Here is a 15,948-nt window from a genome sequence, read left to right as displayed (position 1 = left end):
GACGGTCTGCTCGTGGTAGGCGCCATTTCGTCGGGGAGTAGCAACAGATGAATCGACAACGGACCCGGAGCTTGCTTGCCGTGCTCGGCCTCACCGGAGCACTGGTCGGGTCGCCCATCGTGGCCGCGCAGCCGACCGAAGACCTCTCAGCGCAGGTGCGCTGGGGCCCATGCCCGGAGGGGGTCGAAGATCCAGCGGCCGGGCCTGCCCAGTTGCAGTGCGCCACCGTGCCGGTGCCCTCGAACTACAGCGAGCCCGAGGGCGCGCACATCGAGATCACGATCTCGCGGCTGGCGAGTAAGAACCCGGACAAGCGACGCGGAGTGTTGTTGCTCAACCCCGGCGGTCCGGGTGGTGCGGGCTTGGACCAGCCCAAGTTCCTTGCTGCTCATGGACTGCCGGCCGATGTGCTGGACAGCTACGACGTGATCGGCATGGATACGCGCGGGGTAGGGCATTCGGCACCGGTGAGCTGCGGGTTCACCGATGATCAGACGTACTTCGGCAATATCCCGCCGTATGCGGTGAACGACGCGGCGGTCACCGAGCGGGCTGTAGTCGCCAAGGGGGTCGCCGAGCAGTGCGCGGCCAACGACGACGAGGGCTGGTTGCGCTCCCTCTCGACGGCGAATATGGACCGTGACCTCGACCGCATCCGGGCAGCACTGGGTGAGGACAAGGCCAGCTTCCTCGGCTACTCCTACGGCACCGCATTGGGCGCCGCCTACGCCTCGATGTTCCCGCAGCGAGCCGACCGCATCGTGCTCGACAGCAATATCGGCGACACCCATCTCGACCACGACGGGATGCGCCGGTACGGCCGCGGCATGGAAGAGACCTTTCCCGACTTCGCGAAATGGGCCGCCGACCGCCACGACACGTACGGCCTCGGCCGCACACCGGAAGAGGTGCGGCGCACGTACTTCACCCTCGCCGAGCGACTCGACGCGAACCCGGTGGACGGGATGGACGGCAATCTCTTCCGGTTCGGCACCTTCTTCACGCTCTATGGCCCGGCGCTGTACGCGTCGGCGGCCGAGAGCTGGAAATCGCTGCTCGAAACCGGACGTCCAGGTCCGGCGGGCAGCCGCCCGCCGGGCACGGGCGCGCCTTCGCCGTACGACAACGCCTGGTCGGTCTTTCTGGCCGTGACGTGCAACGACGTCGAATGGCCCGAGGACATCGAGGTCTACCAGCGTGCCGTCGCCGAGGACCGGGAACGGCACCCGCTCTACGGCGCGGCCGCCGCGAACGTGATGCCCTGCGCCTACTGGAAGCTCGGGCCCTCCGAGCCGCCGGTGCGGATCGACAACACCGGCCCGGCCGATGTGCTGATCGTGCAGAACCAGCGCGACCCGGTCACCCCGCTACGCGGCGGCGAACTGCTCGACGAGAAGTTCGGTCAGCGGTCCCGGTTGGTCACCGTCGACGGGAGTGGGCACGGGGTCTACGTTCTCGGCGCCAATCCCTGCGCGACCGACGTCGTCACCGGCTACCTGGTGGACGGCACCATGCCCGAACACGACACGACCTGTCACGCGGGCTAGGGCCTAGCCCGAATTGCGCAGGGCGGTGGCGAGACCGTTCATGGTGAGCAGGATGCCCCGCTTCACCAGTTCGGAATCGTCACCCCCGCGCAGCCGGCGCAGCAGATCGACCTGGAGCTGATTGAGCGGTTCCAGGTAGGGGAAACGATTGTGGATCGACTCCGCCAAAGACGGGTTGTCGCTGAGGAGTTCCTCGTGCCCGGTGACCGCCTTGTACATGCGGATGGTTCGCGCGTGTTCCTCGCGGATCATCCCGAAGATCGTGTCGCGCAGGTGCTCGTCGTCGACGAGGTCGGCGTAGCGGGCGGCGATGTCGAGGTCGCTCTTGGCCATCACCTGCGCCAGATTCGACAGCACGGTGCGCAGGAATGGCCAGCGCTGGTACAGGTCGGTGAGCCGGGCCAGGCGCGCCGGATCGTCACCCACCCAGTCCTCGAGCGCGGTGCCGGTGCCGTACCAGCCCGGCAGCATGACGCGGGCCTGGCTCCAGGCCATCACCCACGGGATCGCCCGCAGGTCCGACACCGAATTGGTGGGTTTGCGCGAGGCCGGGCGGCTGCCGATATTGAGGTCGCCGACCTCGGCGACCGGGGTGGACTGCCGGAAGTACTCCACGAAGCCGGGGGTGTCGTGCACGAGGTGCGCGTAGGCGGCGCGGGCCCGGGTCGCCAGGTCGTCGAGCAGTTCGTAGGCGGGTTCGGCGTCGTCGCCGAGGCCCTCCACGTCGAGCAGGGTGGATTCGAGGGTGCCCGCGATGAGTGATTCCAGATTGCGGTGTGCCGCACCGGATTCGGAGTACTTCGCGGCGATCACCTCGCCCTGTTCGGTGAGCCGCAACGACCCGCGCACGGCGCCGGCGGGCTGGGCGAGGATCGCGTCGTAGCTGCGACCACCACCACGTCCGACGGTTCCGCCGCGACCGTGGAAGAGCCGCAACCGGATTCCCGATTTGCGCGCCACCTCGACCAGGTCCAGTTCGGCGCGGTAGAGCGCCCAGTTCGCCGCCAGGTACCCGCCGTCCTTGTTGGAATCGGAGTACCCGAGCATCACTTCCTGTCGCATCCCGGCGGCGGCGACGAGGTCGCGGTACACCGGAACCTCCAGTGCGGCCGCGAGAGTCGCCGCGCCCGCACCGAGGTCCTCGATGGTCTCGAACAGCGGGACGATCCCGACCGGGCTCTGCGGTGAGCCATCCGGGGTGCCGGGGTCGAGAATCCCCGCCTCCTTGAGCAGCAGGGCGGCCTCGAGCATGTCGCTCACCGAGGTGCACATGCTGATGATGTAGTTCGGGACGGCGGCGGCACCGAAGGTATCGATCACGTCCTTGGCCGCGCGCAGCACACCGAGTTCCTTGGCCGCCAGCTCGCTCAGCCGCGCGTTCGGGCCGAGAAGTGGCCTGCGCGTGAGCAATTCGGATGCCAGCAGGTCTACCCGTTCGGCTTCACCCAGGCTTGCGTAGTCCGGGTGCACACCGGACCAGGCGAGCAGTTCGGCGACGACCTGTTCGTGCACCTCGGAGTTCTGGCGCATGTCGAGGCCCTGCAGGTGGAACCCGAAGGTCTCCACGGCGTGGCGCAGGGCGGCGAGGCGATCGTCGGCGAGCAGGGCGTCACCGCTGTCACGCAGGGAGGCATCGATCGCGTCCAGGTCGTCGAGCACGGCCTGCGGGGTGGGGTACGGCTCGGCGTCGGTGGTGAGACCGTTGTCCGGGAGGCGGTCGAGCGCGCGTCGCGCGGTGGCACTGAGGCGTGCCCGGATGGCATGCAGCGCACGGCGATACGGTTCGTCGGCGAACACGGCCGGGTCGTCGTAACCGGCCTCCGCGAGCGCGGTGACCGCCGGGCTCACCCGCACCAGCCGCGCCGACTGCGACAGCGACTTCTCCAGTTCCACCAGCTCGCCCAGATAGCGGCCGAAGGCATAGGCGGCGGCCTGCTCGGCGGCGGTGTGCACGACTTCGGCTGTCACATAGGGGTTTCCGTCACGGTCACCACCGATCCAGGACCCTGGGCGCAGGATCGGTCGCTCGAGCAGGTCGACATCGGGCCAGCGGGAACGCAGGGCCGCACGGACCTCGGCGTTGATCGCGGGGATCACGTCGTAGAGGGTCAGGTCGTAGTAGCGCAGACCCACCGAGATCTCGTCCTGAATCCGCAAGCGCGCCAAGCGGATCAGCGCGGTGCGCCACAGGGTGAGCACTTCACGGCGGATACGGAGTTCGGTGTCGTCCAAACCGGGATCGCCGGGCTCGAGCCTGCGCCGCAACCGCATCAGGGCGGTGATCTTGGCCTGCACGTCGAAGACCGTGCGCCTGCGGGTCTCGGTGGGGTGCGCGGTGATCACCGGGGACACCAGGGCGTCGGTGAGCTGTTCGGCCACGCTCGCGCCGTCGAGGTCGGCGGCGTCGAGCTTGGCGTAGGTCGCGGCCAGCGAGGAGTCCTGCGGTGGTTCACCCGCCGCCACGTGCGCGGCGCGGCGGCGGTCACGCTGGATGTCCTCGGCCAGGTTGGCCAGCAGCACGAAGTAGCTGAACGCCCGGATCAGTGGCAGCGCCACCTCGGTGGGGGTGCCGTCGAGCATGTCGGCGACGGCACTGCGCTCCACTTCCTCGCGACGCACCCGGAACGCCTCGATGCGGACCCGCTCGATGAGGTCGAACACCTCGGGTCCTTCGTGGTCACGGATGGTTTCACCGAGGATGCCGCCGAGGAACCGGATGTCCTCGCGCAACGGCCGGGTGGCTTCCTGCTCCTGCACGACTCGCGATTGGCCCATGAACAGACAGTATTGCCGCCGACCCACCGAACGCGACCCGGCGACGCGCGGATCACACCTACAGCGCCCGGATCACCCTGGCCGGATTGCCCGCCGCGAACACGCGGTCGGGCAAGTCGCGGGTGACCACGCTGCCCGCACCGACGACAACGTCGTCGCCGATGGTGACCCCGGGACACACGATGACTCCGCCGCCGAACCACACGTTGTTCCCGATCCGGATGGGAGCCGCCGATTCCCAGCGCTGCCTGCGCTTTTCGTGATCCTGCATCGGATGAAGGGCGGTGAGCAGCTGACAGCGGGGCCCGATCGAACAGTCGTTCCCGATGATGATCGGCGCGCAATCGAGCAGGATCGCGTCGTAATTGAGGAAGCTGTTGGCGCCGATCTCGATCAGATAGCCGTAGTCGCACTGGAATCGCGGCATGATCCACGACCCCTCACCCAGTTTTCCGAGGAGATCACCAAGGAGCTCGGTCCGCCGGTCGGTTTCGTCGGGCCCGGTGCGATTGAACTCGTCGCACAACCGTTGCGCCCGTTGCCGTTCGGCCACGAGTTCCGGATCGTTGTCCTTGTACAGGTCCCCCGCCAGCATGCGCTGCTTCTGTTCGCCCACCCCGCCGAGTGTAGGGGTGGGCGCACAGGAAGCTCCGCGCCTACTTCGCCGGGTCGACCCCGAAGGTCGCGGCGATGTCGTCGAGTACCGCGTGTGCGCCGGTGAGACCGACCGATGTCAGCCAGACCAGGTCGTCGACCGGGGTGATTTTGCCGCGCAGCTGGTTCCACAGCGGGTTGGCCTCGGCGGCCGCCTTACGCTGTGTCGCGGCGTCCTCGCCGCTGCTGGTGAGGAAGACGTAGTCGGCGTCGGCGTCGAGCAGCCGCTCCGGGCTCAGCGTGATCGCGAAGTCGTTCTTCGGATCGGCGGACTTGTCGGGCTGGTTCAGGCCGGTGTCGGCGAAGATGTCACCGATGAAGCTGACCCGCTGCATGAGCCGGTCCTCCTTGCCCATGAAGCGCAGCAGCGACACAGTGGGCGCGCTCCCCCCGTTCTTGGCCTTGATCGCCGCGCCGATCGCGGTGGCGCGGTCCTGATAGGCGGTGAGTTTGGCCTTGGCGAGGTTCTCCTTGTCGACCGCCTTCGCGAGCAACAGTAGGTTCTCCTTCCAGGTGGCGCCGGTGGTCTGGCTGAACACCACCGGCACCGTGCCCGAACCGAGCTTGATGCCACGGAACTGCTCGTACTGCTTCTCGTGACGCACCTTGGCCGACACGATCAGGTCCGGGCGGGCGCCGGCCAGTTTCTCGATGTCGGGGGTCTGGACGCTGCCGATGTTGACCGCGCGGCTGCCGCAGGTCTGTGCCGACGCACCGAGGAACGCGGGCAGCTTGTCGCCCATGGACTGGTAGGTCGTGTACGCGACGAGTTCGGTGTTCAGCACCAGGGCCGCGTCGACGAACGTCTGATCGAGCGCGGCGACGCGAACCGGGCGGGTGGCGATGGTCGCCGGGTCGACGACGGTGCCGACATCCGCACCCGCCGCGTCCTTGACCGCGCCCTTCTCGATGGTGCGCGGGTAGGCGCCGCCGTCGAGATTGCTCGCGGTGTCGCAGTCGCTGCCCGCGGCGCCGGGGTTCGCGCGTTCCTGGCCGCACGCGGAAAGACTCAGTACAGCGGCGGCGACTGCCGCGGCGGCGGCGAGCCGACGGCTCAGTGGGGTATTCATCGACGTCTCCCGGGTGGTTCGGTTGTCCTCAGGGTTGCTAACGTAGCGAAGCCTTACCTAATTACCAACTACGAAGAGGAAAAGTGACCGCATCGCCGCCCGGAGCCGTGTTCGCCGACACGCGGTCTCGCCGGTTGCTACTCATCGCGGGTCTGCTGATCGCGGTGCTCGCGGCCGTGCTGCTCAGCATGGCCGTCGGCTCGAAATTCATCGCTCCCCTCGAGGTTCTGCGAGCGCTCGGTGGCACCACCGACACCGAAACCGGTGCCATCGTCAACGGCCTTCGGCTGCCGCGCACCCTGCTGGGGATCCTGGCCGGGCTCGCGCTCGGCATCGCGGGCGCCGTGATCCAGGGCCACACCAGGAACCCGCTCGCGGATCCGGCGCTGCTCGGCATCACCCAGGGTGCGGCGCTCGGCATCGTCGCGGCGGTGATGGTCGGCGGCATCTCGAGCCTGTTCGGCTATGTGTGGTTCGGTTTCGCGGGTGCCTTGATCGCCACCGTCACAGTGTTCGTCATCGGGACGACGGGACGGGGCGGGCCGACCCCGGTGACGCTCGCACTGGCCGGCGCCGCCGTCAGCTATCTGCTGCAGGGGCTGATCTCGGCGGTGGTGCTGTTCGACACCGACGTCACCGACATCTACCGCTTCTGGAAGGCCGGGTCGCTGGCCGGAACCAGTCTCGACTTGCTCGGTAAGGCAACACCTTTCGTCATAGCCGGGATCGTGCTCGCCCTGGCCAACACCTCCGCGCTCAACGCGCTCGGCCTGGGTGAGGACACCGCTCGCGCGCTAGGTCATCGCGTCACCCTGGCCCGCACCGTCGGCATCGGCTCGATCGTGCTGCTCACCGGCGCGGTGGTGGCGATCGCGGGGCCGCTCGGATTCGTCGGACTCGTCGTTCCGCACCTCGCGCGCGGCATCACCGGACCCGACTACCGCTGGCTGGTTCCGGTCGCCGGGCTGCTCGGTGTGATCCTGGTGCTGGTCGCCGACATCGCGGGACGAGTGGTGCTGGACAAGGGCGAACTGCCCGCGGGCATCATGCTCGCCTTCGTCGGCGTGCCGTTCTTCATCGTGCTGGTCCGTCGCCGGAAGCTGGTGACCGTATGAGTACCGTGCGGGCGGTCCGGCTGGGGCCGGTGTCCTGGCAGTTGCGGTTGCGCACCACGGCGGTCCTGGTGCTCGGCGTGGCGATGCTCGGTGCCACGAGTTGTGTCGCGCTCGCACTCGGCACCTACACGATGCCCGACGGCGGCCCGGTCACGCCGATGGATGTGCTCGCGGTGCTCACCGGTGGCGGCGACGACGGGCTGGCATACGTAGTGTGGGATCTGCGGCTGCCGAGGATTCTCACCGGTGCGCTGGTCGGCGCGGCGCTCGCGTTGTCCGGTGCGATCACCCAGGGCATCGCGCGAAACCCGTTGTCCAGTCCCGATATTCTTGGTGTCACCGCGGGCGCGAGCGTTGCCGCGGTCGCGGTGATCGCGCTGTCGGGCAGCCGGGGGCAGGTCAGCGGGGCGGTGGCCGAGGTCGGAGTTCCGGTGGCATCCATGCTCGGCGGATTACTCGCGGCGCTGGGAGTTTTCGTGCTGGCCTGGCGCGGCGGGATCGAAGGGTATCGACTCGTGCTGGTCGGCCTCGGCGCCGGTTCGCTGCTGTCGAGTGTGACGTTCTGGCTGCTCAGTGTCGGGGAAGTCGATGTCGCGACGCGGGCGGTGACCTGGCTGACCGGCAGCCTCAACGGCAGCGGCTGGATCCAGGTGACACCGGTCGCCATCGCCCTGGCAGTGCTGGTGCCGGTGGTCCTCGCGGGCACCCACCTGCTCGGCGCCCTGCACTTCGGCGACGACACCGCCCGCTCGCTCGGCATCCGGCTCAATACCGCCCGCCTGACCCTGCTGGTGCTCGCGGTGCTGCTCGCCGGGGTCGCGACCGCCTCGGCGGGGGCCGTCATCTTCATCGCCCTCGCGGTGCCGCAGGTAGCGCTGCGGCTCACCGGCTCGGCCCAGCCGCCGCTGCTCACCTCGGCGATACTCGGCGCGGCCTTCACCGTCGCCGCCGACCTGGTTGCCCGCACGCTGCTGCCCTCGGGCGAGCTGCCCGTCGGAGTGGTCACCGCCGTGCTCGGCGCCCCCTATCTGATCTATCTGTTGATGCGGCGCAATCGCGCCGGGAAAGCGGGCGTGTGATGACCGTTCGGCTCCAGGCCGACGCCTTGACCCTCGGCTACGGGACGACCACCGTCGTCGACGGGCTGGATCTCGAGATCACCGGCGGCACGATCACCGCGGTGATCGGACCCAACGGGTGCGGAAAATCCACGCTCCTGCGCGCGATGGCCCGGCTCCTGCGGCCCACCGATGGTCATGTGCACCTCGACGGCAAACGCATCGACCGGATGTCGACCAGGGACGTGGCGCGCGTACTCGGCATCCTGCCCCAATCACCGCTCGCCCCGGACGGTCTCACCGTCGCCGACCTCGTCGCGCGGGGCAGGCACCCGCACCAGCGGTGGTACCGCCAGTGGTCCCAGGACGACGAATCCGCCGTCACCGAGGCGCTGACCTGGACCGACATGGTCGAGTTCGCCGACCGCTCGCTCGACGAACTGTCCGGCGGGCAACGCCAGCGCGCCTGGATCTCGATGGCGCTGGCCCAGAACACCGACCTGCTGCTGCTCGACGAACCGACCACCTTCCTCGACCTCGCCCACCAGATCGAGGTGCTCGACCTGGTCCGGCGGCTGCACGTCGAGGCGAACCGCACGGTGGTGATGGTGCTGCACGATCTCAATCTCGCCGCACGCTATGCCCATCGGTTGGTCGCGATGCGAGCCGGACGCGTGGTTGCCGCGGGCACGCCCGCCGAAGTGCTCACCGAGGACGTGGTGGCGCAGGTGTTCGGGCTACACGCCAAGGTGATCGAGGACCCGGTCACCGGCACCCCGCTGGTGGTCCCGATCGGACCCGTCGAGGCCCCCACCTCGTAGGGTCGTGGGGTGACATCTGGGCGCACTCGGCACAATTACACCGGCACTTCGGTCGCCGAGCGGCAGGTCGAGCGCCGTGCGCTGTTCATCGAGGCCGGGCTGACCGTCTTCGCGGAGAAGTCGTACGCCAACAGTTCGCTCACCGATGTGTGCGCGGCGGCAGGGCTGTCGCGGCGGCAGTTCTACGAGCAGTTCGCCGGTCGCGAGGAACTGCTCGTCGCGGTGTACGACGTGGTGCAGGGCCGGGCGCGCGAGGCCGTGATCGCAGCGCTCGCGGCGGTCGGCACCGACGATCTGCGCACCCTCATCGAGGCCGCACTGCGGGCCTACACGACCGCCATCACCGACGACATCCGGGCGGCCAAGGTGGCGTTCGTCGAGATCGTCGGTGTCAGCCCCTCGGTCGAGAAACACCGGGCGCGGGTCCGGGATCAGTGGGGCGAGGTGGTCGCCACCGTCGCGGCCGCCCGCGATGGTGTGCGCACGCCGCCGGGGGGTTGGCGGATGGCGATGGCGGCCTTCATCGGCGCTGTCAACGGCGCCGTGCACCAATGGAGTCTCGACGATCCGCGCCCGCCCGTCGACGATCTGGTCGATGTCTTCACCACCCTGCTCAATGCCCTGACCTCGCCCGCGTAACCTGCGGCTGATTGCGATCCACACCACACTCGTGCCATAGTAGCCGCCATTGAGACGAAGGCGTCTCAATTCCTGTGAGGACTGTGCACGATGAGATCTCCCCTGATTCCGCGCTGGCTCGCCCTGGCCACCAGCGTGCTCGCGGCGGCAACGGTGGTGGCGGCCGGTCCGGTCGCGGCCGAGCCGACGGCGATCCCGCCCGCCCCGGTGATTCCGCTGCCGCCCGAGCTCGACCCGGGCTTCTACCTCCCGCCGAGCGACGTGGTCGCTGCGACCGCACCCGGTGAGATCATCGCGGTCAGGCAGGTCACCATCGCCGACTTCGGTGTGCTGCCGGTCGACGTCGACGCGTGGCAGGTGTCCTACCGCTCCAACAACAGCCGCGACGAGGCGATCCCGGCCGTGGCCACGCTGATCAAGCCACGCGGACAGGCGATCTCACCTCGCAAGCTGCTCTCGGTCCAGCTGGCCGAGGACTCGACCGCCGGCTATTGCGCGCCGTCCTATGCGCTGCAACATCTTTCGGTCGCCGCGGTCGCCGGACAGATCGTGGTACCCGCCGAATTCCTGTTCGCGCAGGCGGCACTGGCGCAGGGCTGGGCGGTCGTCGTGCCCGACCACCAGGGTCCACACTCGGCCTACGCCGCCGGGCCGCTGGCGGGTCGCATCACCCTCGACGGAATCCGCGCTGCAACGGGATTCGCACCGCTCGAGGTGGGGCCCGACGCACCGGTGGGCCTCTACGGGTACTCCGGCGGGTCGATCGCCACCGGGCACGCCGCCGAACTGCACGCGAGTTACGCACCCGAACTGAACATCGTCGGCGCGGCCGAGGGTGGGGTCGGCGCGGATCTGGGTGCCGCCCTCACCATGGCGAACAATCAGCTCACCTCCGGCCTGGTCTTCGCCGCCGTCCTGGGCCTTACCCGCGAATACCCCGAATTCGCAACCTATCTCGATCAACGCCTGAACCCGATCGGCAGGGGGCTGGTGGCGGTCAAGTCGCCGCTGTGCGTGCAATATCAGTCGGCGCTGCTGCCGTTCCTCGACCTCACCGGCATGATCGGTTCCGACGGCAATCCGCTCGACGACCCACCGGTGGCGGCCATGCTGGACGACACACGCATGGGTAAGTCCGTCCCTGATATGCCACTGTTCCTGTGGCATTCCGCGTGGGACGAGATCCTCCCCCTCGCCGCGACCGACACCCTGGTCGACACCTACTGCCGGGACCCGAAGACCTCCCTGACCTACACCCGCGACCACGCCAGCGAACACATCGTCGCCGAGGTCGTCGGCGGCCCCGCCGCCCTGCTCTGGCTGCGTGACCGGCTCGACGGCATCCCCGCCGCACAGGGCTGCACCACCTCCGACGCAGGCACTATGGCCGCCACGCCGGGTGCCCTCGCATTCCTCGGTGACTCACTGGCCGACAAATTCGCGAGCTTCTTCGGAGCCCCACTGGGTAGCCGCTGAATCATCGGATGTCGTTGCAGCGCGTGCTATTCCGCGCAGCGAGACGTCCTGCCCACCGATCTGCGGGCCCTGCTCAGCTGACTTCCCGGTGGCGGGGCAGGGCGCGGTGCAGGAGGACCTGTTCGAGGAGCGCCACGAGGATGTCGCGCACGGAGTCACGGTCGCGGGCGTCGCAGTCCAGGACGGGGATCCAGTCGTCGAGGCCGAGAGCTTCGCGGACTTCGGACAGGTCGAAGTGGGGTGTGTCCGGGAAGCGGTTGACCACGACGACGAAGGGAGTGTTGTGGTCTTCGAAGTAGTCGAGGACGGGATAGCAGTCTTCGACGCGGGCAGTGTCGACCACGATCACGGCACCGAGGGCGCCGTCGACGAGGTCGTCCCACAGGAAGACGAAGCGGTCCTGGCCGGGGGTGCCGAACAGGTACAGGATCAGGGAGTGGTCGAGGGTGATGCGGCCGAAGTCCAGTGCGACCGTGGTCGCGGTCTTCTCGGCGTGCCGACCGGGGTTGTCGACGCCGATCGATACCTCGGTCATCGCGGCCTCGGTGACCAGTGGCTCGATCTCGGAGATGGCGCCGATGAAGGTGGTCTTGCCGACGCCGAAACCGCCGCTGACCACGATCTTCACCGATGACGGCGGCGACGCTGCGCCGCGGATTTCAGAGTGCGCGGACAAGGTCGGTGATCCTTTCGATGGCGGCGGTCGTCAGCTCGGGCGCGTCGCGCACGGTCACCTGACCGGCTGCGGCCAGATCGCTGACGATCACCTTGGCGATACCGGCCGGAACCCGCAGCGCGGCACCGATTTCGGCGATGGAGTGGGGCTGCTGACACAACCGGACCACGGTGTGTTCCTCGAACCGCAACGGCGCCGACAGCGCGGAAGGTGGGGCGAGAACCAGGGTTTCGAGCCGCAGGCCGTCGAGAACCGGGACGGTGCGGCCCGCGGTGACGACGAACGGGCGGACGAAACGATCGTCGTCGGCTTCGTCGGCCCGCCGGACGACCGGTTGCCCCGCACTCCAGCTCGCCGGCCGACTCAGCGGGACCATCCGCGGATCGGGCAGGCGGTGGCGGTCGGAATCCCTCATCGGCGCAACGTCTCTCGCAGCTCACCGATCAGCATCGGGTCGAGCAGCGCGCCCGCGCGTTCGGCGAGCACGGCCATCTCGTAGCCGACCAGGCCCACATCGCAGCCACCGTCGGCGATCACGCCGAGGCAGCTCCCGTCACCCAGCGCCGAGACGAGCAGGAAGCCGCGTTTCATCTCGATCAGGATCAACTTCAGACCGTCGAATTCGTAACTGCGTGAGGCACTTCGGGCCAGGCTCGACAATCCCGACACCATGGCGGCGAGCCGGTCGGCACCGGTGCGGTCCAGGCCTTCGGACATGGCGATGAGCAGGCCGTCCGAAGAAACAGCGACCGTATCGCGCACCCCGTCGGTGTTGCGCACGAAATTGCCGAGCAGCCAGTTGAAGGTGTGCGGGTCGGCGGTCGGGAGATGGGTGGTCACCGTGGCTCCTTGCGGTCAGCGGATGGGATCGGCTTCGCTTGTCCCGCTACCGCTTTCGTGGCCGGTGCGGAATGCGGCGAGCATGCTGCGGGTCTGGTCGGGGGTACGTTCGGCGAGCGGCGGGCGGTCGTGACGCGCAGGTTCGCGGCGGGGCCGGTCCGGAGGTGTGGCGCGTTTGGCGCGCTTCACCAGGCCATTGCGGGTACGTTCGACCGGCGCTTGACCAGGAACGTCGAGGTCACCGCCCGACCCGTCACCCCGAGTGCCGCGCGGTTCCGGCGACAGGTCGAGTCCGCTCGGGACACGGGACGAGCCATTGCGGGTGCGGTCGATGTCGATCGACGCTCGACCAATCGCGTCGGGTGTGCCCTCGGCAGCGAAACCGGCGTCTCGGGCGAAGGGAGCGGCCGATGCCGCCGCAGTGCCGACATTGCCGGTCCGAGCAGCCGGCCCACCGGCGGCACGACTGGGCGTCGCGCTGTTCGGGCCGTCGGGGCCGGTCGTTTCATCGACATAAGACGCTGTGCCGGTGAGGAATTGAATGTAGGGCGAGAGGACGATAGGGGAATCCTGGTCGGCGCCGGGCGGATCGGCGGGAAGAACGATGGGCCGCTGAGCCGGGTGGTGACCGTTCAGCGGATCGACTCGTAGTTGTCGGCCATGATGCTGATCGAAGTTCGGCAGTGACATGCCGTTCAGCGTCGGCGTCGGCGTCGGCGTCGGCGTCGGCGTCGGCGTCGGCGTCGGCGTCGGCGTCGGCGTCGAAATATGGGAACCCTGCTCGTCGGGGTCCGGCACGCGGGCACCGTTCCGGCCCGGGTCCGAGTGCCGGGCACCCTGCTCATCGAGATCCGGCACACCGGCACCGTTCCGGCCCGGCTCCGAGTGCCGGTCGTCGGGGCGACCGGCTTTCTGCCAGCTGGAGGCGTTATTGCCAGCGCCACCTCGAGCGGCTTCCGGTACGCGGCCGGCTCCGCTCGCCGCCACCTCTCCCCGGCTGTGCCGCGCATCGTCGGGCGAGCCGTCGACGTCGTGGCTCCCCGTGGACGGTCGGCTCACTCGAGCACCACCGGATTCCGGTCGCCCGGAGGAGTTTTCGTCGGCGATCAAGCTCGACGGCAAGAGGAGTCGGGCGACGATGCCGCTCACCGGTGAGGTGTTGAGTTCCACGTCGATACCGAGGCGGGCGGCGAGGCGGCCGACCACGTAGTGGCCGAGGTAGCGGGTGGAGGCGACGATGAAGTCCTGCTCGCCGCGTAGACGGGCATTGGCTTCGGCGAGCTGATCGGTGGACATGCCGACGCCGTGGTCGACGACCGCGAGCAGGTACCCACCGGCTACTTTGCGCCCGTAGATCTCCACCTCGAGGTCGGGTGGGGAGAACGCCAGACCGTTCTCGATGAGCTCGGCCAGGGCGTGGGCGAGCTCGCTGACCACCGCGCCGGTGATCGCGACCTCGTCGACGCGGCGCAGCACCACCCGCCGGTAGTCGTCGACCTCCGAGAGCCCGGCGCGGATGACGTCGGTGAGCGCGATCGGTTCGGTCCAGCGGCGCGGGCTCGCCTCGCCGACCAGTACGAGCAGGCTTTCGGCATTGCGCCTCATGCGGGTGGCGAGGTGGTCGAGCTCGAACAGGTTGGACAGCGTTTTCGGGTCGAGTTCCTCGCGTTCGAACTCGCTGATCAGGCCGAGTTGCCTGCGCACGAGATTCTGGTTGCGCCGGGCCAGGTTCGCCATCGACTCGGTGGTGTTGCGCCGCACCAGCGCCTGTTCGGAGGCGAGGTCGAAGGCGGTGCTCTGCACGCGGTCCAAAGCGTCTGCGACAGCACCGATCTCGGCACTCGCACCCGGTGGAGTGCGGACGGGCGCGGGCGGGTCGGGGCGGGTGTCGGCGGATCCGCGCCATGCGGCGATCACCTCGGGCAATCGGGTGGAAGCCACGTCGTCGGCCTCGGCGGCGAGCTCGGCCAGGGGTCGCACGATGGCCCGGACACTCGCGAACACCAGCGCGACCTCGGCGGCGATCGCCAGCAGCGCGGCAAGGGCGAAGGCGGCCAGCACGACGGCCGCGGTGCGGCGCAGGTCGGCGGCGCGGGCCCGCACATCGTCGCCGACGGCCTGCTGCACAGTGCGCTGTGCGTCGATCACCTCGGTCATCTGCGACCACCACACCGCCGGGTCGACCGGAGTAGTCAACGGTCCGGCGGTGGACGCGATGGCGATGTTCTCCGATTCCGCTGCCCGCGTGGCGCTTTCACCGCTCATGACGGCGGTGAGGCGGTCGCGCTGTGTCGGGGTCGCCTCGCGGTCGAATTGGGTGAGCGCGGCGGTGCGGGCCGCGCGGATGTCGAGGAATTGCACGTACTCCCCCGCTACGAACTCCCCCGCCGCGAAAACACCGTTGAGGAAGCCACGTTCGCGCGCCGTGAACTCCTTCGCGTCACCCAGGGCGTAGAGGGCTTGCAGGCCGTGGCGCACGGCGGGGTCGCGAGCCTGATCCAGGCCGAGGGCGAGCCGGTTCAGCGCGTCGATGCCGTCGGAATAGAACTGGAAAGCGGCCTGTCGTGACACGGTTCTGGTGTCGATCTGCGACCGGACGCCGGGCAGCCCGCCGAGCTGACCGAGCGCCGAGCGCACCTCACCCGCGCCGGGCACGTCGGCGGTCAGGGCGGCGCTCAGGGTGCGCAGCGCCGAGTCGGTGGCGGGGCGCTGGTCCCCGACCGCCTGCACCAGCCTCGTGTCACCGCCGAGCAGACCGTTGCTGAGCCCACGTTCACGCTGCACCTGGTGCACCAGATCCTGTGCGGCCAGCGCTACCGCGACCGCGTCCACGGTTTCCCCGCTGCGCCGGAAGGCGGTGATCTGGGTCGACATCGTCACCCCGAGCAGCACGAGCACCAGCACCAGCGACACCGCGAGAATCCGGGCGAGCTGCCCGGAAATGGTGCGCGGCCGGATCAGTCCGCCACCCGCGGCCTGCCGACGGGAATGTGAACGCACCACCTGCTCCTCTGAAACACCACACGCGGTATTTCGCGGCGGCCCACCGAAAGTCAGGTGTCAACTTGCACTGCCCCGGGTACGCGGTCAATCCGGGACGGCGTAAGAACCGGATTCGTGCATTGATCTCAACATGCCGGAAACCAACGGGGCTTTCTGTGTCGGAAAGCTCACCGCTCCCACCGTAATTCGGTGACAGATTCGTTCGCTGCCCGAATTATCGCGCACGGCCTCCACCGTGACGGCGCCCACATTTTCCGCGATAAGTTTCTCGGGA

13 protein-coding genes are annotated in these 15,948 nt (G+C 68.8%); 6 read left to right on the top strand and 7 right to left on the bottom strand.

Features of this window, described 5'->3' with window-relative positions:
* Window positions 1-47 precede the first annotated feature (47 nt).
* Complete coding sequence (locus AB0F86_RS26835; protein ID WP_356987388.1) at window positions 48-1,547, top strand: alpha/beta hydrolase; 1,500 nt, start codon at window positions 48-50, stop codon at window positions 1,545-1,547.
* Window positions 1,548-1,550: 3 nt separating this feature from the next.
* Here AB0F86_RS26835 and ppc read toward each other — a convergent pair whose 3' ends face one another.
* From ppc to AB0F86_RS26820, 3 genes are read right to left on the bottom strand one after another with little or no spacing between them, the layout of a single operon-like run.
* Window positions 1,551-4,322 (bottom strand): phosphoenolpyruvate carboxylase, encoded by a 2,772-nt coding sequence (gene ppc, locus AB0F86_RS26830; protein ID WP_356987390.1) that lies wholly within the window; start codon window positions 4,320-4,322, stop codon window positions 1,551-1,553.
* 58 nt (window positions 4,323-4,380) lie between these two features.
* Window positions 4,381-4,938, bottom strand: coding sequence for a sugar O-acetyltransferase (locus AB0F86_RS26825; RefSeq protein ID WP_356987392.1), 558 nt, complete (start codon window positions 4,936-4,938; stop codon window positions 4,381-4,383).
* Between the two features lie 40 nt (window positions 4,939-4,978).
* On the bottom strand, window positions 4,979-6,046 hold the full coding sequence (locus AB0F86_RS26820) for an iron-siderophore ABC transporter substrate-binding protein (protein WP_356987394.1): 1,068 nt from the start codon (window positions 6,044-6,046) through the stop codon (window positions 4,979-4,981).
* An 83-nt stretch (window positions 6,047-6,129) separates the two neighbouring features.
* Here AB0F86_RS26820 and AB0F86_RS26815 point away from each other — a divergent pair, with 83 nt between their 5' ends.
* The 5 genes from AB0F86_RS26815 to AB0F86_RS26795 all read left to right on the top strand — a co-directional run bounded on the left by AB0F86_RS26815 (window position 6,130) and on the right by AB0F86_RS26795 (window position 11,155).
* Entirely contained in the window at window positions 6,130-7,161 is a 1,032-nt protein-coding gene (locus AB0F86_RS26815) for an iron ABC transporter permease (protein ID WP_356987396.1), read from the top strand.
* Complete coding sequence (locus AB0F86_RS26810) at window positions 7,158-8,240, top strand: iron chelate uptake ABC transporter family permease subunit (protein WP_356987398.1); 1,083 nt, start codon at window positions 7,158-7,160, stop codon at window positions 8,238-8,240. Before AB0F86_RS26815 ends, AB0F86_RS26810 begins: the two co-directional genes overlap by 4 nt.
* Window positions 8,240-9,040, top strand: a complete 801-nt coding sequence (locus AB0F86_RS26805; RefSeq protein WP_356987400.1) for an ABC transporter ATP-binding protein — start codon at window positions 8,240-8,242, stop codon at window positions 9,038-9,040. Before AB0F86_RS26810 ends, AB0F86_RS26805 begins: the two co-directional genes overlap by 1 nt.
* 9 nt (window positions 9,041-9,049) lie before the next feature.
* Window positions 9,050-9,679, top strand: coding sequence for a TetR/AcrR family transcriptional regulator (locus AB0F86_RS26800; RefSeq protein ID WP_356987402.1), 630 nt, complete (start codon window positions 9,050-9,052; stop codon window positions 9,677-9,679).
* A gap of 90 nt (window positions 9,680-9,769) precedes the next feature.
* Window positions 9,770-11,155 carry a lipase family protein gene (locus tag AB0F86_RS26795; RefSeq protein ID WP_356987403.1) on the top strand — a complete coding sequence of 462 codons (1,386 nt, stop codon included), beginning with the start codon at window positions 9,770-9,772 and terminating at the stop codon, window positions 11,153-11,155.
* A gap of 73 nt (window positions 11,156-11,228) precedes the next feature.
* Here the strand turns inward: AB0F86_RS26795 and AB0F86_RS26790 are convergent, their stop codons facing one another.
* From AB0F86_RS26790 to AB0F86_RS26775, 4 genes are read right to left on the bottom strand one after another with little or no spacing between them, the layout of a single operon-like run.
* Complete coding sequence (locus tag AB0F86_RS26790; protein WP_225282547.1) at window positions 11,229-11,831, bottom strand: ATP/GTP-binding protein; 603 nt, start codon at window positions 11,829-11,831, stop codon at window positions 11,229-11,231.
* A complete protein-coding gene (locus AB0F86_RS26785) occupies window positions 11,815-12,246 on the bottom strand; it encodes a DUF742 domain-containing protein (protein WP_181697720.1) in 432 nt (143 codons plus the stop codon). The genes AB0F86_RS26790 and AB0F86_RS26785 overlap by 17 nt, the downstream gene beginning before the upstream one ends.
* On the bottom strand, window positions 12,243-12,671 hold the full coding sequence (locus AB0F86_RS26780) for a roadblock/LC7 domain-containing protein (RefSeq protein WP_225282546.1): 429 nt from the start codon (window positions 12,669-12,671) through the stop codon (window positions 12,243-12,245). Before AB0F86_RS26780 ends, AB0F86_RS26785 begins: the two co-directional genes overlap by 4 nt.
* Before the next feature lie 15 nt (window positions 12,672-12,686).
* Complete coding sequence (locus tag AB0F86_RS26775; RefSeq protein ID WP_356987405.1) at window positions 12,687-15,671, bottom strand: nitrate- and nitrite sensing domain-containing protein; 2,985 nt, start codon at window positions 15,669-15,671, stop codon at window positions 12,687-12,689.
* Window positions 15,672-15,948 lie beyond the last annotated feature (277 nt).

Origin of the sequence: Nocardia sp. NPDC023733 (genome assembly GCF_040639775.1) — a bacterium.
In the GTDB taxonomy this organism is placed as follows: domain Bacteria; phylum Actinomycetota; class Actinomycetes; order Mycobacteriales; family Mycobacteriaceae; genus Nocardia; species Nocardia rosealba.
Note: the sequence above shows the minus strand (reverse complement) of the source record. Positions and strands in the feature narration are given on the sequence as shown.

Bases quoted from the DNA above. Each gene is read 5' to 3' on its own strand.
- AB0F86_RS26835 (WP_356987388.1), top strand. From the start codon at position 48: ATGAATCGACAACGGACCCGGAGCTTGCTTGCCGTGCTCGGCCTCACC.
- ppc (WP_356987390.1), bottom strand. From the start codon at position 4,322: ATGGGCCAATCGCGAGTCGTGCAGGAGCAGGAAGCCACCCGGCCGTTG.
- AB0F86_RS26820 (WP_356987394.1), bottom strand. From the start codon at position 6,046: ATGAATACCCCACTGAGCCGTCGGCTCGCCGCCGCCGCGGCAGTCGCC.
- AB0F86_RS26810 (WP_356987398.1), top strand. From the start codon at position 7,158: ATGAGTACCGTGCGGGCGGTCCGGCTGGGGCCGGTGTCCTGGCAGTTG.
- AB0F86_RS26805 (WP_356987400.1), top strand. From the start codon at position 8,240: ATGACCGTTCGGCTCCAGGCCGACGCCTTGACCCTCGGCTACGGGACG.
- AB0F86_RS26795 (WP_356987403.1), top strand. From the start codon at position 9,770: ATGAGATCTCCCCTGATTCCGCGCTGGCTCGCCCTGGCCACCAGCGTG.
- AB0F86_RS26785 (WP_181697720.1), bottom strand. From the start codon at position 12,246: ATGAGGGATTCCGACCGCCACCGCCTGCCCGATCCGCGGATGGTCCCG.